Source organism: Pseudomonas fragariae (ex Marin et al. 2024), from assembly GCF_059621105.1.
This window is the reverse complement of sequence record NZ_CM184369.1, coordinates 5,035,738-5,058,140: the sequence shown is the minus strand read 5'-3', so window position 1 is coordinate 5,058,140 and position 22,403 is coordinate 5,035,738. Positions and strand designations below refer to the sequence as shown.

Annotated in this window: 21 protein-coding genes; 13 read left to right on the top strand and 8 right to left on the bottom strand. The window is 60.2% G+C overall.

The window, feature by feature from the left end; all coding sequences use genetic code 11:
* Positions 1–7: 7 nt before the first annotated feature.
* Positions 8–1,459, bottom strand: a complete 1,452-nt coding sequence (gatA, locus tag AC54XV_RS21900) for an Asp-tRNA(Asn)/Glu-tRNA(Gln) amidotransferase subunit GatA (protein WP_024642665.1) — start codon at positions 1,457–1,459, stop codon at positions 8–10.
* A gap of 14 nt (positions 1,460–1,473) precedes the next feature.
* Positions 1,474–1,761: an Asp-tRNA(Asn)/Glu-tRNA(Gln) amidotransferase subunit GatC gene (gene gatC, locus AC54XV_RS21895; RefSeq protein ID WP_003400217.1), complete on the bottom strand. Its 288-nt coding sequence runs from the start codon at positions 1,759–1,761 to the stop codon at positions 1,474–1,476.
* Positions 1,762–1,966: 205 nt separating this feature from the next.
* Here gatC and mreB point away from each other — a divergent pair, with 205 nt between their 5' ends.
* From mreB to tldD, 8 genes are all read left to right on the top strand, one after another.
* Positions 1,967–3,004: a rod shape-determining protein MreB gene (gene mreB, locus AC54XV_RS21890; RefSeq protein ID WP_002555108.1), complete on the top strand. Its 1,038-nt coding sequence runs from the start codon at positions 1,967–1,969 to the stop codon at positions 3,002–3,004.
* Between the two features lie 231 nt (positions 3,005–3,235).
* Entirely contained in the window at positions 3,236–4,309 is a 1,074-nt protein-coding gene (gene mreC / locus AC54XV_RS21885; RefSeq protein ID WP_003400219.1) for a rod shape-determining protein MreC, read from the top strand.
* Positions 4,302–4,793, top strand: coding sequence for a rod shape-determining protein MreD (mreD, locus tag AC54XV_RS21880; RefSeq protein ID WP_003364106.1), 492 nt, complete (start codon positions 4,302–4,304; stop codon positions 4,791–4,793). Before mreC ends, mreD begins: the two co-directional genes overlap by 8 nt.
* A gap of 67 nt (positions 4,794–4,860) precedes the next feature.
* The gene (locus AC54XV_RS21875; RefSeq protein WP_003400222.1) at positions 4,861–5,463 is read left to right on the top strand and encodes a Maf family protein; all 603 of its coding nucleotides are present in this window, start codon (positions 4,861–4,863) and stop codon (positions 5,461–5,463) included.
* Positions 5,460–6,917: a ribonuclease G gene (gene rng / locus AC54XV_RS21870; RefSeq protein WP_003364105.1), complete on the top strand. Its 1,458-nt coding sequence runs from the start codon at positions 5,460–5,462 to the stop codon at positions 6,915–6,917. Before AC54XV_RS21875 ends, rng begins: the two co-directional genes overlap by 4 nt.
* A gap of 180 nt (positions 6,918–7,097) precedes the next feature.
* Positions 7,098–10,913: a YhdP family protein gene (locus tag AC54XV_RS21865; protein WP_058399406.1), complete on the top strand. Its 3,816-nt coding sequence runs from the start codon at positions 7,098–7,100 to the stop codon at positions 10,911–10,913.
* 48 nt (positions 10,914–10,961) lie between these two features.
* The gene (locus tag AC54XV_RS21860) at positions 10,962–11,807 is read left to right on the top strand and encodes a carbon-nitrogen hydrolase family protein (protein WP_024651012.1); all 846 of its coding nucleotides are present in this window, start codon (positions 10,962–10,964) and stop codon (positions 11,805–11,807) included.
* Between the two features lie 2 nt (positions 11,808–11,809).
* Positions 11,810–13,249, top strand: a complete 1,440-nt coding sequence (gene tldD, locus AC54XV_RS21855; RefSeq protein ID WP_003400228.1) for a metalloprotease TldD — start codon at positions 11,810–11,812, stop codon at positions 13,247–13,249.
* 48 nt (positions 13,250–13,297) lie between these two features.
* On the opposite strand, the gene yjgA is transcribed toward tldD, so the two are convergent.
* Positions 13,298–13,819 carry a ribosome biogenesis factor YjgA gene (gene yjgA / locus AC54XV_RS21850; protein ID WP_003364101.1) on the bottom strand — a complete coding sequence of 174 codons (522 nt, stop codon included), beginning with the start codon at positions 13,817–13,819 and terminating at the stop codon, positions 13,298–13,300.
* 107 nt (positions 13,820–13,926) lie between these two features.
* Between yjgA and pmbA the strand changes: the two genes are divergently transcribed.
* The 5 genes from pmbA to AC54XV_RS21825 all read left to right on the top strand — a co-directional run bounded on the left by pmbA (position 13,927) and on the right by AC54XV_RS21825 (position 18,760).
* Positions 13,927–15,273: a metalloprotease PmbA gene (gene pmbA / locus AC54XV_RS21845; protein ID WP_054091375.1), complete on the top strand. Its 1,347-nt coding sequence runs from the start codon at positions 13,927–13,929 to the stop codon at positions 15,271–15,273.
* Between the two features lie 258 nt (positions 15,274–15,531).
* Positions 15,532–16,673 (top strand): IS3 family transposase gene (locus AC54XV_RS21840; RefSeq protein WP_239987110.1). Its coding sequence is split into 2 segments (ribosomal slippage): positions 15,532–15,784 and positions 15,784–16,673, totalling 1,143 coding nucleotides; the frame shifts between segments, so codons are not numbered across the junction.
* Positions 16,674–17,523: 850 nt separating this feature from the next.
* On the top strand, positions 17,524–17,985 hold the full coding sequence (locus tag AC54XV_RS21835; protein WP_003400234.1) for a DUF2753 family protein: 462 nt from the start codon (positions 17,524–17,526) through the stop codon (positions 17,983–17,985).
* A 1-nt stretch (position 17,986) separates the two neighbouring features.
* Positions 17,987–18,598, top strand: a complete 612-nt coding sequence (locus AC54XV_RS21830; RefSeq protein ID WP_024640785.1) for a superoxide dismutase — start codon at positions 17,987–17,989, stop codon at positions 18,596–18,598.
* Between the two features lie 27 nt (positions 18,599–18,625).
* Positions 18,626–18,760 carry a hypothetical protein gene (locus tag AC54XV_RS21825; RefSeq protein ID WP_003400238.1) on the top strand — a complete coding sequence of 45 codons (135 nt, stop codon included), beginning with the start codon at positions 18,626–18,628 and terminating at the stop codon, positions 18,758–18,760.
* Positions 18,761–18,784: 24 nt separating this feature from the next.
* Here the strand turns inward: AC54XV_RS21825 and AC54XV_RS21820 are convergent, their stop codons facing one another.
* The 5 genes from AC54XV_RS21820 to AC54XV_RS21800 all read right to left on the bottom strand — a co-directional run bounded on the left by AC54XV_RS21820 (position 18,785) and on the right by AC54XV_RS21800 (position 22,285).
* Positions 18,785–19,057 (bottom strand): HPr family phosphocarrier protein, encoded by a 273-nt coding sequence (locus tag AC54XV_RS21820; protein WP_003400240.1) that lies wholly within the window; start codon positions 19,055–19,057, stop codon positions 18,785–18,787.
* 15 nt (positions 19,058–19,072) lie between these two features.
* Complete coding sequence (gene rapZ / locus AC54XV_RS21815) at positions 19,073–19,930, bottom strand: RNase adapter RapZ (RefSeq protein WP_003400242.1); 858 nt, start codon at positions 19,928–19,930, stop codon at positions 19,073–19,075.
* Between the two features lie 2 nt (positions 19,931–19,932).
* On the bottom strand, positions 19,933–20,397 hold the full coding sequence (gene ptsN / locus AC54XV_RS21810) for a PTS IIA-like nitrogen regulatory protein PtsN (protein ID WP_003400244.1): 465 nt from the start codon (positions 20,395–20,397) through the stop codon (positions 19,933–19,935).
* Between the two features lie 10 nt (positions 20,398–20,407).
* Positions 20,408–20,716, bottom strand: coding sequence for a ribosome hibernation-promoting factor, HPF/YfiA family (hpf, locus tag AC54XV_RS21805; RefSeq protein ID WP_002555091.1), 309 nt, complete (start codon positions 20,714–20,716; stop codon positions 20,408–20,410).
* 75 nt (positions 20,717–20,791) lie between these two features.
* Positions 20,792–22,285, bottom strand: coding sequence for an RNA polymerase factor sigma-54 (locus tag AC54XV_RS21800; protein WP_003340639.1), 1,494 nt, complete (start codon positions 22,283–22,285; stop codon positions 20,792–20,794).
* Positions 22,286–22,403 lie beyond the last annotated feature (118 nt).

Here is a 22,403-nt window from a genome sequence, read left to right as displayed (position 1 = left end):
TTTCTCCTCAGAAGCCTTCAGGTGCGCGAGTGTGCCAGTCGGTGACTTGCTGATACTGATGCGCCACATTCAAGAGGCGGCCTTCCTGGAAATACGGAGCGAGCAGCTGCACGCCGACCGGCAGGCCGTCGACGAAGCCCGCAGGCATGGACAAGCCGGGCAGGCCCGCCAGGTTGGCGGTGATGGTGTAGAAGTCTTCCAGGTATTCGGCAATCGGGTCGTGGGTCTTGGCGCCGATTTTCCAGGCCGGGTTGGGCGTGGTCGGACCGAGAATCACGTCGACATCGGCGAACGCGTTCATGAAATCGTTCTTGATCAGGCGACGGATTTTCTGCGCCTGCAGGTAGTAGGCGTCGTAGTAACCCGCCGACAGCGCGTAGGCGCCGACCATGATGCGTCGCTGCACTTCCGGGCCGAAGCCTTCGGCGCGCGAGCGCTTGTACAGGTCGGTCAGGTCTTTCGGGTCTTCGCAGCGGTAGCCGAAACGCACACCGTCGAAACGCGACAGGTTGGACGAGGCTTCAGCCGGGGCGATGACGTAGTAGGCCGGGATCGCGTGTTGCAGGTTCGGCAGGCTGACTTCCTTGACGATCGCGCCGAGTTTTTCCAGCTCCTTGACGCTTTCATGCACCAGTTGCGCGATGCGCGGGTCAAGGCCTGCGCTGAAATACTCTTTCGGCACACCGATACGCAGGCCCTTGAGCGAGGTATTGAGGCTGGCGGAGTAGTCCGGAACCGGTTCGTCGATGCTGGTGGAGTCCTGCGGGTCGAAACCGGCCATGCCTTGCAGCAGCAGCGCACAGTCTTCGGCCGTGCGTGCCATCGGCCCCGCCTGATCGAGGCTGGACGCGTAGGCAATCATGCCCCAGCGCGATACGCGGCCGTAGGTCGGCTTGAGGCCCGTGAGGTTGGTCAGTGCTGCAGGCTGGCGAATCGAGCCGCCGGTGTCGGTGCCGGTTGCGGCAGGCAACAGGCGTGCAGCGACCGCGGCTGCCGAACCACCCGAAGAGCCACCAGGGACGCATTCCAGGTTCCACGGGTTTTTCACCGCGCCGTAATGGCTGGATTCGTTGGCCGAACCCATGGCGAATTCGTCCATGTTGGTCTTGCCCAGCGTCACTGTGCCGGCCGATGCCAGACGCGACACGACCGTGGCGTCGTAGGGTGCCTTGAAATTGTCGAGCATCAGCGAGCCGCAACTGGTGCGGATGCCCTGGGTGCAGAACAGGTCCTTGTGGGCCAGCGGAGCACCGAGCAACGGGCCGTTTTCACCGGCGGCACGGCGCGCGTCTGCCGCCTGCGCCTGGGTGATGGCCAGGTCTTCGGTGAGGCTGATGAAGCTGTTGAGCTGCGGGTCGAGCGTCGCGATGCGCGACAGCAGAACACGAGTCAGCTCTTCGGAAGAAAACTTTTTATCGGCGAGTCCGCGAGCGATCTCGGCCAGAGTCATTTGGTGCATGCAGGCGCTTTCCCTTACTCGATGACTTTCGGAACCAGATAGAGGCCGTCTTGGACCGCTGGTGCGATGGCTTGGTAAGTGTCACGGCGATTTCGCTCGGTGACGGCGTCTTCGCGCAGGCGCTGGGTGGCTTCCAGCGGGTGAGCCAGCGGCTCGATGCCAGCGGTGTCGACCGCTTGCATCTGATCGACCAGCCCAAGAATGCTGTTCAGTGCTTCGGTGGTACGCGGGATATCGGCGTCATTGAGACCCAGTCGGGCCAGATGAGCGATCTTTTCCACGTCGGAGCGTTCAAGCGCCATGGGGTATCTCCAGTGGAATGCTTATGGATTTGCTTTGTTGCCAATTGCGGAACACTATCGCGTTATTACTGTCTCAAGCCGCTAACGTCGAGGGTGGTGTTCGGAAAACCGCCAATTTAGCATATTGGCTCCTTGCCCAAAATCCCTGTCGTTGTTAGAGTTTGCCGCACTTTTTTTACCACGCGTTCCCTAGGGTCCCTTTCCCATGTTCAAGAAACTGCGTGGCATGTTTTCCAGTGATCTATCCATCGACCTGGGCACTGCCAACACCCTTATTTACGTGCGTGAGCGCGGTATCGTTCTGAATGAACCCTCTGTCGTTGCCATTCGTACTCACGGCAACCAGAAGAGTGTCGTGGCCGTCGGTACCGAAGCCAAGCGCATGCTGGGCCGTACTCCAGGCAACATCGCAGCCATTCGTCCAATGAAAGACGGCGTTATCGCCGACTTCAGCGTCTGCGAAAAAATGTTGCAGTACTTCATCAACAAGGTTCATGAAAACAGCTTTCTGCAGCCCAGCCCTCGTGTGCTGATCTGCGTTCCGTGCAAATCCACCCAGGTTGAGCGTCGCGCGATTCGCGAGTCGGCCCTGGGTGCAGGCGCACGCGAAGTCTTCCTGATCGAAGAGCCGATGGCCGCTGCAATCGGCGCCGGTCTGCCGGTGGAAGAAGCTCGCGGTTCGATGGTTGTCGACATCGGCGGCGGCACTACCGAAATTGCCCTGATCTCCCTGAACGGTGTGGTGTATGCCGAATCCGTCCGGGTTGGCGGTGACCGTTTCGACGAAGCGATCATCACCTATGTGCGCCGCAACTACGGCAGCCTGATCGGCGAATCGACTGCCGAGCGCATCAAGCAGGAAATCGGTACTGCCTATCCGGGCGGTGAAGTACGTGAAGTCGACGTGCGTGGCCGCAACCTGGCTGAAGGCGTTCCACGTGCGTTCACCCTGAACTCCAACGAAGTGCTCGAGGCACTGCAGGAGTCGCTGGCGACCATCGTTCAGGCGGTCAAGAGCGCTCTGGAGCAATCGCCTCCGGAACTGGCCTCGGACATCGCCGAGCGTGGTCTGGTCCTGACCGGTGGTGGTGCGCTGCTGCGTGATCTGGACAAGTTGCTGGCTCAGGAAACCGGTCTGCCGGTGATCGTCGCCGAAGACCCGCTGACCTGTGTAGCGCGTGGCGGTGGCCGTGCGCTGGAAATGATGGATAAGCACACCATGGATCTGCTCTCCAGCGAATAATTCGCCGGGGTGCCTTTCACGGAGTCTTTTGTATGCAGGTGGCGGATATGCTACCTGTATGCTTCAGGCTGACGCCGAAACAGGGTGCCTATCTCTTTCATTTGTCCAGGCCGGTTACATACCGCATGAATAATTGCCAATCGAAGTTCGATCCAACGATCGCATGCCCCGGAGGAGCGGCCTATTAAACCGCTTTTCTCAAAAGGCCCGTCGCTGGGTGTACGTCTGCTGGTGCTGGCCGTTCTGTCGGTTGCGTTGATGGTTGTCGACGCCCGCTTTACGATCCTCAAGCCCGTGCGCAGCCAGATGTCGATGGTGCTCATGCAGTCCTACTGGATCGTCGACCTGCCACAGCGTCTGTATCAAGGCGTCGCCAGTCAGTTCGGCAGCCGCACAGAGCTGATCGCCGAAAACGAAAAACTCAAGACCGAAGCCCTGCTCCTGCAAGGTCGCCTGCAAAAGCTGGCGGCACTGACCGAGCAGAACGTTCGGCTGCGTGAGTTGCTGAACTCCTCGGCGCTGGTCAACGAAAAGGTCGAGGTCGCCGAGCTGATCGGCATGGACCCGAACCCCTTCACCCATCGCATCATCATCAACAAGGGCGAACGCGACGGCGTGGTGCTCGGCCAGCCTGTGCTCGATGCGCGCGGCCTGATGGGGCAGGTGGTCGAGTTGATGCCCTATACCTCACGTGTCTTGTTGCTGACTGACACCACCCACAGCATCCCGGTGCAGGTCAACCGCAACGGTTTGCGTGCCATCGCCAGCGGCACCGGTAACCCGGAACGTCTGGAGCTTCGGCATGTGGCGGACACCGCAGACATCAAGGAAGGCGACCTGCTGGTCAGTTCGGGCCTTGGGCAGCGTTTCCCGGCCGGTTACCCGGTGGCGACGGTCAAGGAAGTGATTCACGACTCCGGCCAGCCGTTTGCGATCGTTCGTGCAGTGCCGACCGCTGCGCTGAATCGCAGTCGCTATCTGTTGCTGGTGTTCTCCGACGGGCGCTCGCCGGAAGAGCGCGCTGCCGATGCCGCGCAAGCACAGGAATCCCTCGACAAGGGCGTCGAGCCCTCCGTGATGGCGACACTGCCGCCGCCGACACCCGCCTTCCCTATGTGGCCGCAGGCCGTCGTTCCGGTCTTTCCGGGCAGTACGCTGACGCACAAGCCTGCAGCGCAATCGGCAACACCTGCACCTGCACCGGCGGCAACGCCCGCGACACCGGCAAGGCCTGCTGCCCGGCCTGCGGCGTCACAGCCGCCTGCTTCACGACCTTCCACTGCCCGGGAGCCTATCGATGGTTAGTCATGTTTCCGGGCGCAATGGCTGGGTGGTCTGGCTGACGTTTGCGATCGGTCTGCTGCTGAGCGTTTCGCCGCTGCCGCAATTCATGGAAATCTTCCGGCCACTGTGGCTGGCCCTGCTGCTGACCTTCTGGGTTCTGGCGCTGCCGCACAAATACGGCATGACCACCGCGTGGATACTGGGCCTGATGGAGGATGTGCTGTACGGCACCTTGCTCGGCCAGAACGCCCTGATCCTCAGTCTGATCACCTTTCTGGTGATGTCCCTGCAGCAGCGCCTGCGCATGTTTCCCATGTGGCAACAATGCCTGGTGCTGCTGGTGGTATTCGGTCTGGCACAGCTTGCGCAACTCTGGCTCAGCGCGCTGACCGGCAACCGTCAGCCAACGCTGGCGCTGGTGCTGCCCGCGTTGGTCAGCGCTCTGTTGTGGCCCTGGATCAGTTATGGCCTGCGTGGATTGCGCAAACGTTTGAAAATCAATTAAGCGCAAGGTGAGCGCGACGCCCCGCTGCGTTGTTCGCGCTCACCCGCACAGACACGGAGATGTCCTTATGCCCTCGCTTTATCTGGCTTCTGGCTCGCCGCGCCGCCGCGAACTTCTGACTCAGATCGGTGTGCCCTTTAACGTACTGAGCGCTCAGATCGACGAAACCCCCTTCGACCATGAAACCCCGGCTGCCTATGTCGAGCGTCTTGCGCTGGGCAAGGCTCAGGCCGGGCTGTCCGTGTTGCCAGCCGAACAACAGGCCTGCGTGATGGGCGCTGACACGGCGGTGGTGCTCGATGGACGCATTCTCGGCAAGCCGGTCGATGAAGCGGATGCTCTTGCCATGCTGATGGCCCTGTCCGGGCGCGAGCATCAAGTGCTGACCGCTGTCGCGCTCAGTGATCGGCAACGCAGCGAAACCCGTATTGTTACCAGTCGTGTGCGCTTTCGCCCGATTCAAATCCATGAAGCTCAGTCCTACTGGACCAGTGGCGAGCCCGCCGACAAGGCTGGCGGCTATGCCATCCAGGGGTTGGCAGCGATTTTCGTCGAGGGCCTGCAAGGCAGCTATTCTGGGGTGGTGGGTCTGCCCCTGTGCGAAACCGCAGAACTGCTTGGCCATTTCGGCATACCCTGCTGGCAATGCCTGGAAGGTGACAAGTCATGAGTGAAGAGATTCTGATCAACATCACGCCGATGGAATCGCGCGTGGCCGTGGTGGAAAACGGGGTTCTGCAAGAAGTGCATGTCGAGCGTACCCAGCGTCGCGGCATCGTCGGCAATATCTACAAAGGCAAGGTTGTGCGGGTGCTTCCCGGCATGCAGGCGGCGTTCATCGACATTGGTCTGGATCGCGCGGCGTTCATTCATGCGTCGGAAATATCTATGCGTGAAGGGCCGGCGGTCGAGAGCATTGCGTCGCTGGTACATGATGGCCAGAGCCTTGTCGTGCAAGTCACCAAAGACCCGATCGGCAGCAAGGGCGCACGGCTGACCACGCAACTCTCCATTCCGTCGCGTTATCTGGTGTACATGCCGCGCACGGCGCATGTGGGCATCTCGCTGAAAATCGAGGACGAAGCCGAGCGCGAACGACTCAAGAAAGTGGTCAGTGATTGTGTTGCCCAGGAAGGCATCAAGGAAGCCGGAGGTTTCATTCTGCGCACCGCTGCCGAAGGCGCCGGGGCTGATGAAATCCTCATGGACATCCGCTATCTGCGCAGGCTCTGGGATCAGATCGGCGAGCAGATCAAGACGGTCAGCCCGCCCACGGTGATTTACGAAGACCTGGGCCTGGCGCTGCGCACCTTGCGCGATCTGGTCAGCCCGCGTATCGAGAAGATCCGCATCGACTCGCGGGAAACCTTTCAGAAAACCACCCAGTTCGTCGCCGAGCTGATGCCGGAAATCGCCGACAGGCTCGAGCACTATCCGGGCGAGCGCCCGATCTTCGACCTCTATGGGGTCGAGGACGAAATCCAGAAGGCCCTCGAGCGCAAGGTGCCGCTCAAGTCGGGCGGCTATCTGGTAATCGATCCAGCCGAAGCGATGAGCACCATCGACGTCAACACCGGCGCGTTCGTAGGGCATCGCAACCTCGAAGAAACCATCTTCAAGACCAATCTGGAAGCTGCCACGGCCATCGCCCGGCAGCTGCGCCTGCGCAATCTGGGCGGCATCATCATCATCGATTTCATCGACATGGAAGACGGTGAACACCAGCGTCAGGTGCTGCGCACGCTGGAGAAACAGCTGGAACGCGATCACGCCAAGACCAACATCATCGGCATCACCGAGCTGGGTCTGGTGCAGATGACCCGCAAGCGCACCCGCGAAAGTCTCGAACAGGTGCTGTGCGAACCGTGTCATTGCTGCGCAGGGCGGGGCAAGCTGAAGACCCCCGAGACCATCTGCTATGAAATCTTCCGGGAAATCCTGCGCGAGGCCAGGGCCTATCAGGCAGTCGGCTATCGGGTTCTGGCCAATCAGCGCGTGGTGGATCGTCTGCTCGACGAGGAGTCCGGCAACGTGGCTGAACTGGAGAGCTTTATTGGCCGCACTATCCGTTTTCAGGTAGAAACCATGTACTCGCAGGAACAATACGACGTGGTGCTGCTCTGAGGGTGCTGATCGTTTGAAATCTATGACAAGTGCCCTACGGGTTTCTGGCAGGTATGCCGTTTTATCGAGAATGATGCGTGGCAAATGAGCAAAACCTGTACCTGACCGCACCTGCACACCTGAGCCGGAATCCGTTCGCCGATTCTGCTCCTTGCATCCCGCAGTGGAGGACCTCCTGAGATGGGACGTCTTCCTCGCCTCGTCGCAACCCTGACCCGCTGGGGGCTGAGCCTGTGCGCACTGATTCTGGTGCTTGCGGCGCTGTACGTGAGCCTCGGCCGTCAGTTGACGCCGCTGGTTGCCGAATACCGTGTCGATGTGGAAACCCGTGCCAGCAGCGCGCTGGGCATACCGCTGAGCATCGGCAGTCTGGAAGGTAGCTGGAGCCGCTTTGCCCCGGTACTGCTGGCCCACGACGTGATGGTCGGCGAGGGTGCCAGTGCTCTGCGTCTGGATCGCGTAAGGGTGGTTCCCGACCTTTGGGAAAGCCTGCTGGCGCGTGACGTGCGCATCGCTCATCTTGAAGTGGACGGCCTGCAGTTCAGCCTCAGGCAGGACAAGGACGGCGCGTGGTCGATTCAGGGCTTGCCGGTGCACAACGACAGCCCGTTCGATCCCGAGCAGGCGCTCAAGCAGATGCAGATGGTCGCGCATGTGTCGTTGCTCGACAGCCAGGTCACGGTGCAACCGTTTGACGCTGCGCCGCTGACCCTCACCTATGTAAACCTCAGCCTGGACACCGGCAGCTATGCCCAGCGACTTGACGCACGCCTGACTCTGCCGGATGGTCAGCCGGTCGCGCTGAACGTGCGCTCGCGCATCCAGGCCAGTCAGTGGAAGGACGGCGAGGCCGATATCTACGCCAGCCTGCCGCAAAGCGACTGGGCCAGGTGGCTGCCGAAAAGCCTTACGCGCGAATGGACGCTGGCGAAGCTGCAGGCCGGCGGCGAGGTCTGGTTGAGTTGGGGCAAGGGCACCGTGCAAAGCGCGACCACGCGCCTCAATGCACCACAGGTCAAAGGCGTTTATGCCGGTCGCAAACCGTCGACGATCAATAACCTTGCGCTGAACGCATGGTTTGCACGCACTGAAACAGGTTTCGACCTGAACCTCGATTCACTGGCGATGAGCCTTGGCGACGCGCGTTGGGAAAGCCGTGTGCAACTGACGCAAACCGCCGCGACGCCTGACAGCGAAGAGCTCTGGCACGTGCAGGCGGATCGTCTGGACCTGACCCCCGTCACGCCGCTGATCGACTCGCTCGCGCCCCTGCCTGACAAGGCCATGGCAGTGGTCGACGGCCTCAAGGTGACAGGCGGGCTGCGTAACGTACTGCTCGACTACCGGCCACAGGCAATCGGTGACCAGCGCCTGAGCTTTGCCGCCAATCTGGACAAGGTCGGTTTCAACGCGTATCGCGGGGCGCCGGCGGCCGGAAACGTCACCGGTGCCATCAGCGGTGATCTGGGGCAGGGCGAGCTGCGCCTCGACACCGATGACTTCATGCTGCACCTGGACCCGATCTTCGCCAAACCCTGGCGTTACCGGAAGGCCAATGCCCGTCTGACCTGGAAACTGGATGACCAGGCGTTCACGCTGATTGCCCCGTACATCAAGGTGCTCGGCGACGAAGGCAAAATTGCGGCGGACTTTCTGATCAAGATTCATCTCAATCATGATCAGGAAGACTACATGGACCTGCGGGTCGGTATGGTCGACGGCGACGGCCGTTACACCAGCAAGTACCTGCCGACCGCGCTCAGTCCGGAGCTTGATCACTGGTTGCGCACCGCCGTGGTCAGTGGCGCGGTCAAGCAGGGTTTCTTCCAGTATCAAGGGTCGCTGAACAAGAACTCGCCCGATACGGCGCGTGTCATCAGCCTGTTCTTCGACGTCAGCAACGCAACGCTGGCGTTCCAGCCGGGCTGGCCGTCGCTGACCGGAGTGGATGGCAAGGTCTACGTCGAAAACAGCGGTGTACGTGTCAAGGCGAGCAAAGGCCAGTTGCTGGATACCAAGGTCAGCAACGTGCTGGTCAATATTCCCCATGTGCCGTCAGGTCAGGACAGTCACCTGCTGGTGGACGGTAATTTCTCCGGAAACCTGATCGACGGCCTGAAGATTCTCCAGCAGGCGCCCATCGGTACGGGCAGCACGTTTGCCGGATGGCAGGGCGAGGGCCCGCTGGACGGTAAGCTGAAGCTGGATATCCCGCTGGCCAAGGGCGTCGAGCCAAAGGTCGTGGTGGACTTCAGCACCGACAATGCGCGCTTGAAACTGGCCGACCCGGTGCTGGAGCTGACTCGCCTGAAAGGCGACTTCCGTTTTGACAGCTCCAGCGGGCTGAGTGGCAAGGGCATCAAGGCCCAGGCATTCGATCGCCCTGTGACCGCAGAGATCGCCGCCGAGGGCAAGCCTGGTGACAACGTGACGCGCATTATGGCGAACGGACAAATCACCGTGAAGCGGCTCACCGACTGGCTGAACGTGACCCAACCGCTGCCGGTCTCCGGCGACTTGCCGTATCAGTTGCAGCTGATTCTGGACAGCAAGGACAGCCCGCTGGTAATCAACTCCACGCTCAAGGGCGTGGCGATCGATTTGCCCGCACCGTTTGGCAAGACCGCCGAGCAGGAGCGTCCCAGCGAATTCCGCATGACCCTGCAAGGCGCGGAGCGCAGGCTCGGCGCGGCCTATAACGATCAGGCCAACTTTGCGTTCGCAGCACCGAATGGCAAGTTTGCCGAAGGTCGTGGCGAGCTTTATCTGGGGCGCGGCGGGGCGATCGTGCCGGACGCCAAGGGCTTGCGGATCCGTGGGGAGTTGTCCGAACTGGACATCGCGCCCTGGCAGGAACTGGCCGCTCGCTACATCGGGAATGATCCGGGCGGCAACGCAAAACAACTGCTTAACAGCGTTGATCTGCAGATCGGCAAGCTGACCGCGATGGGCACCACACTCAATGACGTGCGTGTCCAGTTGCAGCGCAACTCGGCAGCCTGGGCCCTGTCGCTGGACAGCGCAATGGCCAAAGGCACGGCAACGCTGCCCGACGCCAAGTCTGCACCGATCGGCGTCAACATGCTCTACGTTCGACTGCCTGCATCAGATCCGACAGCGACCGTTGTGGAAAACGCGCCTGATCCTCTGGCGGATATCGACCCGCACAATATCCCTGCGCTGGACGTGAAGATCTCCCAGCTGTTTCAGGGCGATCAGTTGCTCGGGGCCTGGGCATTGAAAACCCGGCCGACGCCTGCCGGCATGCGCATGTCGGACATGAGCCTGGGGCTCAAAGGTATTCTGCTGGAGGGTGACGCTACCTGGGAGGGTACGCCCGGGGCCAGCAGCAGTTCGTTCAAAGGCCGTCTGGCGGGCAAGAACCTCGCGGATGTGCTCAAGGCGTGGAACTTCGCACCCACTGTTACCAGTGAACGCTTCGAGATGAACGTGGACGGGCGCTGGCCGGGTTCGCCTGCCTGGGTTGGTCTGAAGCGCTATTCCGGCAGTCTGGATGCCACGTTGAACAGAGGCCAGTTCGTCGAAGTCGAGGGCGGTGCTCAGGCATTGCGGGTGTTCGGGCTGTTGAATTTCAACTCCATCGGCCGGCGTCTGCGTCTGGACTTCTCCGACCTATTGGGCAAAGGCCTGAGCTACGACCGGGTCAAAGGGCTGTTGGTCGCCAGCGACGGTGTCTATGTGACGCGCAACCCGATCACCCTGACCGGGCCGTCGAGCAATCTGGAGCTCAACGGTACGCTGGACATGGTCCGCGATCGTGTCGATGCGAAGCTGCTGGTGACCTTGCCGGTCACCAATAACCTGCCTATTGCTGCACTGATTGTCGGCGCGCCGGCCATTGGCGGGGCGCTGTTTCTGGTCGACAAGCTGCTGGGCGACCGGGTTGCGCGTTTCGCCAGCGTGCAATACAAGGTCGAAGGGCCCTGGAAAGAGCCGAAGATCACCTTCGACAAGCCATTTGAAAAGCCCCAATAGCGTCTCATGGAGTACAGTGGTGGCCATCTCATTCAGGAGCGGGTTGCCATGTCCTTCGCGGTGATTCAGATGGTCAGCCAAAGCGATGTCCTGGCCAATCTGGCCAGCGCCCGACGTCTGCTGGAACAGGCTGCCGACGGTGGCGCGCGGCTGGCGGTACTGCCCGAAAACTTCGTCGCGATGGGGCGCCGTGACGTCGCCGATATCGGGCGTGCCGAGGCTCAGGGGCACGGACCGATCCTGCCATGGTTGAAACTGGCCGCTCGCGACCTCAAGTTATGGATTGTTACCGGAACCTTGCCACTGCCGCCGGATGAGCGGCCGGATGGCAAGGTGACGGCGTGTTCGCTGTTGATCGATGAGCACGGTGAGCAGGTGGCCCGTTATGACAAACTGCATCTGTTCGATGTGGATGTCGCTGACAACCGTGGCCGCTATCGTGAATCGGATGACTATGCTCATGGGAGCAGGGTGGTGGTGGCCGACACGCCGGTGGGGCGTCTGGGGCTGACCGTCTGTTATGACCTGCGCTTTCCCGAACTGTACACCGCGCTGCGTGAAGCCGGTGCTGAACTGATTACCGCGCCGTCAGCCTTCACTGCGGTAACGGGGGCCGCGCACTGGGACATTCTGATCCGCGCGCGTGCCATCGAAACCCAGTGTTACGTGCTGGCGGCGGCACAGGGCGGGGTCCATCCGGGACCTCGCGAGACTTACGGACACGCGGCCATCGTTGATCCATGGGGCCGCGTACTGGCCGAGCAGGCACAGGGTGAAGCGGTACTGCTGGGCACACGTGACAGTGAAGAACAGGCGTCCATACGGGCGCGGATGCCGGTGTCCAGTCACCGGCGCTTTTTTTCGCAGGACGCCATGCGGCCTGCTTCGGAGTGAATATGAGTGATCTGTCCTCAGTCAGCGAACACCTTCTGGCACCCGGCGGCCTGAACCTCGACAGCCTGCAGTCCGTGCTGGGCGATCTGGCCGGACCAGGCATCGACGCGGCCGATCTGTATTTTCAGGGCATGATCTCCGAGTCCTGGTCGCTCGAAGACGGGATCGTCAAGGAAGGCAGTTTCAATCTCGATCAAGGCGTTGGCGTGCGTGCCCAGTCGGGTGAGAAAACCGGCTTTGCGTACAGCAACGCGATCACCGCCGAGGCCCTGCGCACCGCCGCACAGGCCGCGCGTTCTATTTCCCGCGCAGGCCAGAATGGTCGCGTGCAGGCTTTCACCTCGCAGGACGTGGCACAGTTGTATGCCCCGGATAACCCCCTGGAAGTACTGAGCCGCGCCGAGAAAGTCGAGTTGCTCAAGCGCATCGACGTTGCGACGCGTGCGCTTGACTCGCGTATCCAGCAGGTTTCGGTGAGCATGGCCGGCGTCTGGGAGCGCATCCTGGTGGCCGCCGCAGATGGCAGCCTGGCCGCCGATGTGCGCCCGCTGGTGCGTTTCAACGTCAGTGTCATCGTCGAGCAGAATGGCCGCCGCGAGCGGGGCGGGCATGGTGGCGGCGGGCGTACCGACTACCGTTATTTCCTGACCGACGATCGCGCCATGGGTTACGCCCGTGAGGCCCTGCGTCAGGCACTGGTCAACCTGGAAGCGATTCCTGCACCGGCAGGCACCTTGCCGGTGGTACTCGGCTCCGGCTGGTCCGGTGTGCTGCTGCACGAAGCGGTCGGTCACGGCCTTGAGGGTGACTTCAACCGCAAGGGCAGCTCGGCCTACAGCGGGCGCATGGGCGAGATGGTTGCGTCGAAACTCTGCACCATCGTCGACGACGGCACCCTGGCGGGGCGTCGTGGCTCGCTGAGCGTCGATGACGAAGGCACACCGACCGAATGCACTACGCTGATCGAGAACGGCGTACTCAAGGGCTACATGCAGGACAAACTCAATGCGCGCCTGATGGGTGTGGCGCGCACCGGCAACGGCCGTCGCGAGTCCTATGCCCACCTGCCGATGCCGCGCATGACCAACACCTACATGCTGGGCGGGCAGAGCGATCCGCAGGAAATCATCGCCTCAGTAAAGCGCGGCATCTATTGCGCCAACCTGGGCGGTGGTCAGGTGGATATCACCAGCGGCAAGTTCGTGTTTTCGACCAGTGAGGCCTATTTGATCGAAGACGGCAAGATCACTGCGCCGGTCAAAGGCGCGACCTTGATCGGTAACGGGCCGGAAGCCATGAGCAGGGTATCGATGGTGGGTAACGATCTGTCGCTGGACAGTGGCGTCGGCACATGCGGGAAAGATGGCCAGTCGCTGCCGGTCGGTGTGGGTCAGCCTACGCTGAAAATCGACGCGATTACCGTGGGTGGCACCGGTAGCTGAAAGTGAGTCGGGGCCGGCTGCTTGCTGCCGCCGGCCCCGAGGGCGAAGTCAACGCAGACCGCGTTGAAGTTCGTCCAGCTCACGGATGTATTTGAAGATTTTGCGGCTGGTAGCCGGCGGTTTGTTGCGTGCAACTTCGTGTTGCGCCTGACGGATCAGCGAACGCAGCTGCTGACGGTCGGCATCGGGGTATTCGACAACGAACTTCTCGAGGTCGGCGTCATCGCCCGCGATCAGGCGATCACGCCAGCGCTCCAGATTGTGGAAACGTTCATTGTATTGGCGAGTGGAGGCATCGAGTTGGTCCAGCAACACCAGAATGGCTTCCTGGTCCTGATCGCGCATCAGCTTGCCGATGAACAGAATGTGCCGCTTTCGCGCGATGTTCGCCGTGTGCTTGGGCGCTTCGGCCAGGGCCTTGCGCAAAGCGTCGGTCAGCGGCAGCTTGGCCAGCACATCGGCTTTGAGTGTTGTCAGTCGCTCGCCGAGGTCGACCAGAGCATGCAGCTCTCGTTTGACCTGGGTTTTGCTTTTCTCTCCGTCGAGGGAGTCGTCGTAAGAATCAACCATGGGGGCAGTCCGCAAAGAAACGCCGCCATGATAACCAGTCATGGGCCGCTTGTCCGGCCCGGTCGGTATTCGGCCTGTGCTGAAAGAAGAATTTGATGGAGAAAGTCATGAGTGCAACCCAAAGCGTCGGCCCACAAGCCTTGCCCGAGCTGCAGGAACAGGTCGAGCAGATCATCGCCGAAGCCCGGCGTCAGGGCGCCAGCGCCTGCGAAGTCGCCGTGTCGGTGGATCAGGGGCTGTCGACCTCGGTCCGTCAGCGTGAAGTCGAAACCGTCGAGTTCAACCGCGATCAGGGCTTTGGTATCACCCTGTATGTCGGACAGCGCAAGGGCTCGGCCAGCACGTCGGCAACCGGCGCCGATGCGATTCGTGAAACGGTCGCCGCTGCACTGGCGATTGCCGAACACACCTCCGAGGATGAAAGCTCCGGGCTGGCCGACGCTGCGCTGATGGCCAAAGAGGTTATGGATTTTGACCTTTATCACACCTGGGACATCACGCCCGAGCAGGCCATCGAGAAAGCGCTGCTCTGCGAAGCGGCGGCCTTCGATGCCGACAGCCGCATCAAGAATGCCGACGGCACCACGCTCAATACCCATCAGGGCTGCCGTGTGTACGGCAACAGCAATGGCTTCATCGGTGGCTATGCGTCAACGCGGCACAGCCTCAGCTGTGTGATGATCGCCGAGGGCGAAGGTCAGATGCAGCGCGATTACTGGTATGACGTCAACCGCCAGGGCGAGCTGCTGGCCGATGCGCAGAGCATTGGTCGCAAGGCGGCGTTGCGTGCAGCGAGCCGTCTGGGCGCGCGTCCTGTGCCGACCTGTGAAGTGCCGGTGCTGTTTGCTGCAGAGCTGGCAGGCGGCCTGTTCGGCAGCTTTCTCGGCGCCATTTCCGGGGGAACCCTGTATCGCAAGTCGTCGTTCCTCGAAGGCGCGCTGGGTGAGCGCCTGTTTCCTGAGTGGATGACCATCGATGAGCGCCCGCACCTCAGGCATGCGATGGGCAGCTCAGCGTTCGACAGCGATGGTCTGGCGACCTTCGCCAAACCGTTCGTGGCAGGTGGCGATCTGGTTTCCTATGTGTTGAGCACGTATTCCGGCCGCAAGCTGGGCATGCCGAGCACCGCCAACGCGGGCGGTGTGCACAACCTGTTCGTTAGCCATGGCTCGGACGACCAGGCTGCGCTGATCCGGCGTATGGGACGTGGCCTGCTGGTGACCGAATTGATGGGCAGCGGTCTGAACATGGTCACCGGCGACTATTCACGCGGCGCGGCAGGCTTCTGGGTCGAGAACGGCGAGATTCAGTTCCCGGTTCAGGAAGTGACCATTGCCGGCAACATGCGCGACATGTTCAAGCAGATCGTCGCCGTTGGCAGCGATCTTGAGCTGCGCAGCAACATCCGCACCGGCTCGGTACTGATCGAGCGCATGATGGTGGCGGGGAGCTGACAGATCCCCGATTCAGGCTATCGTTCCTCACGCTCCCGCGTGTGAATGCAGTTCACGACGCTCTGCGTCGTCAAGAGGACGCAGAGCGTCCGGAAAGGCATGCGACGCGGAGCGCCGCACGATAGTTGAGGTTATCGTTCCCTACGCTCCCGCGTGGGAATGCAGTTCACGACGCTCTGCGTCGCCAGGTGATGTGGCCTAATCATTCCGGACACACCCAAAGGAGCGGTACCCTACCGCTCAACGATGAGGTGTCCTATGTCAAAACGTCAGTTTCCAACCGAGTTCAGACTTGAGGCTGCCCGCCTTGTTCTTGATGCCAATTATTCAACCGCTCAGGCCTGCGAGGCTATGGGTGTCGGGGCAACAGCACTGCGCCGCTGGGTTGAACAGTTAAGGCAGGAGCGCGGGGGAGTAACGCCTGAAACGGCTAATGCCATGACCGCTGAACAACAACAGATCCAGGCTCTGCATGCCAAAATTCGCAAGCTTGAAATCGAGAAGGAAATCCTAAAAAAGGCTACCGCTCTCTTGATGTCCGATTCCCTCGATCGGTGATTCTGATCGAGAAGTTGAGTGAGCGTTTTACTGTGACTGACTTGTGCCGTGTGTTTGGAATGAACCGCAGCCGGTATTACGACTATCTGAAGCAGCGGGATCGAGTTGATCCCGACAGAGAACGGCTCAAGGTCGAGGCGATTCAATTGCACACTCAAAGTCGCCGATCAATGGGAGCTCGCAGTTTGTCAGCGGCCTTGAAAGCCCGGGGTGAGCAGGTTGGCAGGTTTTTGGCTGGTCGTCTGATGGCCGAGGCGGGTTTGCAAAGCTGTCAGCGTCGACCGAGGCCTTATCGGCATAGCGTCGTGCAATCCCGATTCGCCGAGAATTTGCTGGAACGCCAATTTGAAGTATCAGCCCCCAATCAGGTCTGGTGCGGAGATATAACGTATATCTGGGCTGGTACGCACTGGGTATATCTGGCGGCTGTGCTTGACCTGTACGCCAGGCGGATAGTGGGTTGGGCGATTTCCAGCACACCAGACTCAACGTTGACTTGCAAGGCGCTGGCATTGGCTCATGAAGCTCGAGGAAAGCCACACAAGGTCATGTTTCACTCCGACCAAGGCTGCCAGTACAGTAGCGAGATGTTCCGCACTAAACTTGAGTCGCTCGGTATGCAGCAGAGCATGAGCCGTCGCGGAAACTGCTGGGACAATGCCCCGATGGAACGCTTTTTCGGCAGCCTGAAGTCCGAATGGATACCGAAAAAGGGCTATCGGAACGAGGAGGAAGCACGCCCTGATGTGCTTCGTTACGTAATCCATCACTACAATCAGGTCAGGCTGCACAGCTACAACGAATACCGCACGCCAGTGGATCAGGAAAAAATGGCGGCGTAGCTTCTATAACTGTGTCCGGAATCAGTTGACCAGATCAAGGATGACGCTGAGCTTCTAGAAAGGCATGCGACGCGGAGCGCCGCACGATAGTTGCGATGGTCGTTCCGCACGCTCCAGCGTGGGAGTGCAGTGCTCGACGCTCTGCGTCGCAAGAGGACGCAGAGCGTCCGGAAAGGCATGCGACGCGGAGCGCCGCACGATAGTTGAGGTTATCGTTCCCTACGCTCCAGCGTGGGAATGCAGTTCACGACGCTCTGCGTCGTCAAGAGGACGCAGAGCGTCCGGAAAGGCATGCGACGCGGAGCGCCGCACGATAGTTGAGGTTATCGTTCCCTACGCTCCAGCGTGGGAATGCAGTTCACGACGCTCTGCGTCGTCAAGAGGGCGCAGAGCGTCCGGAAAGGCATGCGACGCGGAGCGCCGCACGATAGTCAGGCTGATCGTTCCTCACGCTCCCGCGTGGGAATGCCGTTCGTGACGCTCTGCGTCACCCATCCACCTCCGGTTTTGGCCGCCCATAACCTTCGTCCGAACCCGCGTGTTACGTCTCCCTCAAAGCATGTTCACGCTCACCGGTGCAAGGCCGTGCAGCGATCGGGCTTGTGTTGATTCTGTATCTCATTTAATAATGAATATCATTTCTAAAATGAACTGCGATCATGGGGTCTGTTCTGCACGAGTTGTCTTATCTGGAAACCAGCGTGGCTTGAGTCTGCGGATTCGTTGTGCGCTTGAAACCGACGAGCCTCTGCTGATCGAGCATTACCTCGCCAAGAGGCGTCCCTGGCGCGATTGAGCGCCCCGCCCCGGCCCATGGTCGCTGCCCAGTCAATGTTCCTGGAGGTACCTCATGCAGCATTGGAAACGCACCATCGAGCTGGCCAATCGCTGTTTCAATCTTGGCGATTGGGTCGAAGCTCGCGAGTTGTACCTTCAGGCGCTGGCGTTGGCGCAGGTCTTGTTCGAGCGCTGGGCGGATGTCGATGAAGCGGTCGCGGCCTGTGTGATTTCTCACCATAACCTGGCGGATCTGCACCTGAGTCTGGGCCAGCCGGAGGAGAGCGCCGAGTACCTGTGTGCCATCCACCAGCACCTGTTGCAGACCATGCAGAATCAACGCCTCCCGCCCGCGTTACGCGAGGCAGCCTTGCGCCACAGCAGCAAAACATACGCCGAGCTGCTGAGTTTCATCAGCGAACACGGCGAATACCCGCGCACTCATCGGTTGCTGAACAGCGGCAGCGAGCACACCCGTTCATCGCTACAGCGCCATTCGGCAAGCCCTTCCGGACTTTTCTACGGAGCACATTGAAATGCCATACACCTTGCCTGCACTGCCTTACGCATACGATGCCCTTGAACCACATATCGATGCGCAAACCATGGAAATCCACTACACCAAGCATCACCAGACGTACATCAATAACCTCAATGCCGCGGTCGAAGGGACGGAGTTCGCCGACTGGTCGGTGGAGAAGCTGGTGGCCAGTGTCCAGCAGTTGCCTGAAAACCTCCGTCCAGCGGTGATCAATCAGGGTGGCGGCCATGCCAATCACTCGTTGTTCTGGGAAGTCATGGTGCCGGGCGGCGGCGGCTTGCCCACGGGCGCTGTCGGGTCTGCCATCAATGAGCAACTGGGTGGCTACGAAAGCTTCAAGGAGGCATTCACCAAGGCCGCATTGACCCGTTTCGGCAGTGGCTGGGCATGGCTGAGCGTCACGCCTGACAAAAAGCTGGTGGTGGAAAGCAGTGGTAACCAGGACAGCCCGCTGATGAACGGCAATACGCCGATTCTGGGGCTGGACGTGTGGGAGCACGCTTACTACCTGCGCTATCAGAACCGTCGTCCCGAATACATCAATGCGTTCTACAACGTGATCAATTGGGATGAGGTGTCCCGCCGTTATCAGGCCGCTCTGGCCTGAGCCTGGCAGCCGGACCCAAGGCGGCGTATGCGCTCCGGATTCCTCACGCTCAGCAATGTGCGGTTATTTCGTCTGGCAGTCGGGAGCGTGCTGCTGTTGGCGGGTATGGCGCTACTGATTGCCCACGGGCTGAGCTGGATGCGCGTGCAAGGCTGGTGGTGACGGATACCGCGTTTGTACGAGGGCTTATTCGCCCTCATCAAACCGGTTGTCGATCAGCTCGATCAGGCCATCAAGCGCTTCCTGTTCGAATTCGCCTTCGGTGTGCAGGTGGATCTCGGTGCCCTTGCCGGCAGCCAGCATCATCACGGCCATGATGCTTTTACCGTCGACCATGCTCTCCGGAGTGCGGCCGACCCTGATCTTGCAGGGAAACTTGCCTGCGACCCCGACGAATTTGGCGGCAGCGCGGGCGTGCAGGCCCAGTTTGTTGATGATGGTGATTTGACGAGCGGGCATCGCAGTGAAAATCCTTCAGCTGAGGTCGCGGTGGCGGACCTGAACGTTCTTGAGTGATTGTTGCAAGACCTGACCAAGCCGCTCGGTCAGGTAGACCGAACGATGGTGTCCGCCGGTACAGCCGATGGCAATGGTAACGTAAGAACGGTTACTGGCTGCAAACCGGGGTAGCCATTTGTTCAGGTAAGCGAAGATGTCCTGAAACATTTCTTCGACGTCAGGCTGCACCGACAGGTAGTCGATAACGGGTTGTTCAAGCCCCGAGTGGTCGCGCAGTTCTGGCTTCCAGTACGGATTGGGCAGGCAGCGCACATCGAATACCAGGTCTGCATCGACAGGCATGCCGCGCTTGAAACCAAAGGACTCGATCAGAAATGCAGTGCCTGGCTCGGGCTTGTTCAGCAGACGAAGCTTGAGCGCGTCGCGCAACTGATAGAGATTCAGGTGGGTGGTGTTGATCTTCAGGTCGGCCAGATCGATGATCGGGCCAAGCAGTGCGGTTTCATCACGTATCGCTTCGGCCAGCGAACGATCTGCCGTGCTCAGCGGGTGGCGGCGCCGGGTTTCCGAGAAGCGCTTGAGCAGGGTGGCTTCGTCTGCATCCAGATACAGCACGTCGCACTGAATATTGCGCGAGCGTACTTCATCCAGCATCTGCGGAAAACGGGTCAGGTGGCTGGGCAGATTGCGGGCATCTATCGAAACCGCCAGCAAGGGTTCGGCGAGTTCGGTGTTGATCAGCGCGCGTTCGGCCAGCTCCGGCAACAGGCCGGCCGGCAGGTTATCGACACAGTAAAAGCCGTTGTCTTCCAGCACATCGAGCGCCGTACTCTTGCCTGAGCCGGAGCGACCGCTGACGATGATCATGCGCATGGTCAGTTTCCGTTCTGCACGTCCAGCACCACTTGATAAAGCGCCTCAGCGCTTTCGGCACTGCGCAGGCGCTTACGCACATCTTTGTCGTCGAGCATGCTGGCGATCTGGCGCAGCAGCTCCAGGTGTTCATCGGTGGCAGCTTGCGGGACCAGCAAGACGAACAGCAGGTCGACCGGCGCACCATCGATGGCGTCGAAATCCACAGGGGTGGAGAGGTGAATCACTGCACTGACAGGCTCGCTGCAGTCAGCGAGGCGGCAGTGGGGGATGGCAATACCGTTGCCAAAACCGGTCGAGCCCAGTTTTTCCCGGGCGACGAGACTTGCGAATACTGTGTCCGACACCATGCCCGGCACTTCACGGCCGATCAGGTTGGCAATTTCTTCGAGTACACGCTTTTTACTGCCGCCCGGCACGTTCACAAGGGAGCGGCCGGGGGTCAGGATATTTTCGATTCGGATCATTAAATGGGCGTTAGCGAGCGGCCGCACCTTTGAGGATGCTTTGCTGCTTTTCCTTATGCTTGAGCAATTGTCGGTCTAGCTTGTCAGTGAGCAGGTCGATGGCAGCATACATGTCATCATGTTCAGCATTGGCAACGACCTCTCCACCATGGATGTGCAACGTGGCTTCGATCTTCTGCTTGAGCTTTTCGACCGTCATCGTGACCTGCACGTTGGTAATCTTGTCAAAATGCCCCTCGAGCTTCTTGAGCTTGAGCTCAACGTATTCACGAAGGGGTTTGGTCACTTCCAGTTGGTGTCCACTGATGTTGACTTGCATACAGCTTTCTCCTTTGCCAGTGCATAAAGAGGCAGGCATGGCGCATGCCTCTGGGACGCTGTGGCTCGGCCTGCATCACATCAGCCGCTTACGCTCACTGGAAGGGGCGATCCCGAGAGACTCACGGTACTTGGCGACTGTGCGACGGGCTACTTGAATGCCTTGTGCCTCCAGTAAACCAGCGATCTTGCTATCACTCAACGGCTTTTTCTGATTTTCCGCCGCAACCAGTTTTTTGATGATTGCGCGAATTGCCGTGGACGAGCATTCACCGCCCTCGGAGGTGCTCACATGGCTTGAGAAGAAGTATTTCAGCTCGTAAATGCCGCGTGGGGTGTGCATGAATTTCTGGGTGGTTACGCGCGAGATGGTCGACTCGTGCATGCCCACTGCCTCGGCGATGTCGTGCAGGACGAGCGGCTTCATGGCCTCGTCACCGTACTCGAGAAAGCCGCGCTGATGTTCGACGATTTGCGTGGCGACCTTCATCAACGTTTCGTTGCGGCTTTGCAGGCTCTTGATGAACCAGCGCGCTTCCTGCAACTGATTGCGCATGAAGGTGTTGTCTGCGCTGGTATCGGCGCGCCGTACGAAGCCCGCGTATTGCGGATTGACGCGCAGGCGCGGCACCGACTCCTGATTGAGTTCGACCAGCCAGCGTTCATTGTCCTTGCGCACGATCACATCCGGAATGACGTATTCGGCTTCTGTGGATTCGATCTGCGAGCCTGGACGCGGGTTGAGGCTCTGCACCAGTTCGATGACCTGACGCAGCTCGTCTTCCTTGAGCTTCATGCGTCGCATCAGCTGGCCGTAGTCGCGGCTTCCGAGCAGGTCGATGTAGTCGCTGACCAGGCGTTGTGCTTCTGTCAGCCAGGGTGTTTTTGCTGGCAGCTGGCGCAGTTGCAGCAGCAGGCATTCGCTCAGGTTGCGAGCGCCGATGCCGGCAGGTTCAAACTGCTGGATGCGGTGCAGTACGGCTTCGATCTCGTCGAGCTCGATGTCCAGTTCGGGGTCGAAGGACTCGAGAATCTCATCGAGCGTCTCGTCGAGATAACCCTGGTTGTTGATGCAGTCGATCAGCGTAACCGCTACCAGACGGTCCTTGTCGGACATCGGCGCGACATTCAGTTGCCACAGCAGGTGGCTTTGCAGGCTTTCGCCCACAGAGGTGCGCGTGGTGAAGTCCCACTCGTCGTCATCGTTGCTTGGCAGGCTGCTGGCGCTGGTCTGGTAGATGTCTTCCCATGCGGTATCGACGGGCAGCTCGTTGGGAATGCGTTCGTTCCATTCACCTTCTTCAAGGTTGTCCACGGTAGGCGCGGATTCCTGATAGGTCGGTTCCTGAACGTCGGGGTTGGGCTTTTGTTCGATGTTGTCGGCAAGCGGGTCGGAATGGTCGAAGTCGTCGCCTTCTTCCTGCCGCTCCAGCATAGGGTTTGACTCCAGCGCCTCCTGGATCTCCTGCTGGAGATCCAGAGTGGAAAGCTGAAGTAAGCGGATTGCCTGTTGCAGCTGCGGTGTCATCGTCAGCTGCTGGCCCATTCTCAAGACTAGCGATGGTTTCATGGCAGGGGCTAAACACCTTATTCGCCGGCGCGCATGCGCCATCTACTACAGGCGCCGTGGCGCCAACTTAAGCAAATTATATGCCTGAAACCTGTGCGTTTGCCTAGAGTGATATGAC

Excerpts from the sequence above, each read along its gene's own strand:
- ptsN (WP_003400244.1), bottom strand. The coding sequence starts at position 20,397 with ATGATCCGAATCGAAAATATCCTGACCCCCGGCCGCTCCCTTGTGAAC.
- AC54XV_RS21875 (WP_003400222.1), top strand. The coding sequence starts at position 4,861 with ATGCCCTCGCTTTATCTGGCTTCTGGCTCGCCGCGCCGCCGCGAACTT.
- AC54XV_RS21820 (WP_003400240.1), bottom strand. The coding sequence starts at position 19,057 with ATGCCCGCTCGTCAAATCACCATCATCAACAAACTGGGCCTGCACGCC.
- rapZ (WP_003400242.1), bottom strand. The coding sequence starts at position 19,930 with ATGCGCATGATCATCGTCAGCGGTCGCTCCGGCTCAGGCAAGAGTACG.
- AC54XV_RS21825 (WP_003400238.1), top strand. The coding sequence starts at position 18,626 with ATGCGCTCCGGATTCCTCACGCTCAGCAATGTGCGGTTATTTCGTCTG.
- mreD (WP_003364106.1), top strand. The coding sequence starts at position 4,302 with ATGGTTAGTCATGTTTCCGGGCGCAATGGCTGGGTGGTCTGGCTGACG.
- tldD (WP_003400228.1), top strand. The coding sequence starts at position 11,810 with ATGAGTGATCTGTCCTCAGTCAGCGAACACCTTCTGGCACCCGGCGGC.
- hpf (WP_002555091.1), bottom strand. The coding sequence starts at position 20,716 with ATGCAAGTCAACATCAGTGGACACCAACTGGAAGTGACCAAACCCCTT.
- mreB (WP_002555108.1), top strand. The coding sequence starts at position 1,967 with ATGTTCAAGAAACTGCGTGGCATGTTTTCCAGTGATCTATCCATCGAC.
- AC54XV_RS21800 (WP_003340639.1), bottom strand. The coding sequence starts at position 22,285 with ATGAAACCATCGCTAGTCTTGAGAATGGGCCAGCAGCTGACGATGACA.
- AC54XV_RS21865 (WP_058399406.1), top strand. The coding sequence starts at position 7,098 with ATGGGACGTCTTCCTCGCCTCGTCGCAACCCTGACCCGCTGGGGGCTG.
- AC54XV_RS21835 (WP_003400234.1), top strand. The coding sequence starts at position 17,524 with ATGCAGCATTGGAAACGCACCATCGAGCTGGCCAATCGCTGTTTCAAT.
- rng (WP_003364105.1), top strand. The coding sequence starts at position 5,460 with ATGAGTGAAGAGATTCTGATCAACATCACGCCGATGGAATCGCGCGTG.
- gatC (WP_003400217.1), bottom strand. The coding sequence starts at position 1,761 with ATGGCGCTTGAACGCTCCGACGTGGAAAAGATCGCTCATCTGGCCCGA.
- AC54XV_RS21860 (WP_024651012.1), top strand. The coding sequence starts at position 10,962 with ATGTCCTTCGCGGTGATTCAGATGGTCAGCCAAAGCGATGTCCTGGCC.
- yjgA (WP_003364101.1), bottom strand. The coding sequence starts at position 13,819 with ATGGTTGATTCTTACGACGACTCCCTCGACGGAGAGAAAAGCAAAACC.
- pmbA (WP_054091375.1), top strand. The coding sequence starts at position 13,927 with ATGAGTGCAACCCAAAGCGTCGGCCCACAAGCCTTGCCCGAGCTGCAG.
- gatA (WP_024642665.1), bottom strand. The coding sequence starts at position 1,459 with ATGCACCAAATGACTCTGGCCGAGATCGCTCGCGGACTCGCCGATAAA.
- AC54XV_RS21830 (WP_024640785.1), top strand. The coding sequence starts at position 17,987 with ATGCCATACACCTTGCCTGCACTGCCTTACGCATACGATGCCCTTGAA.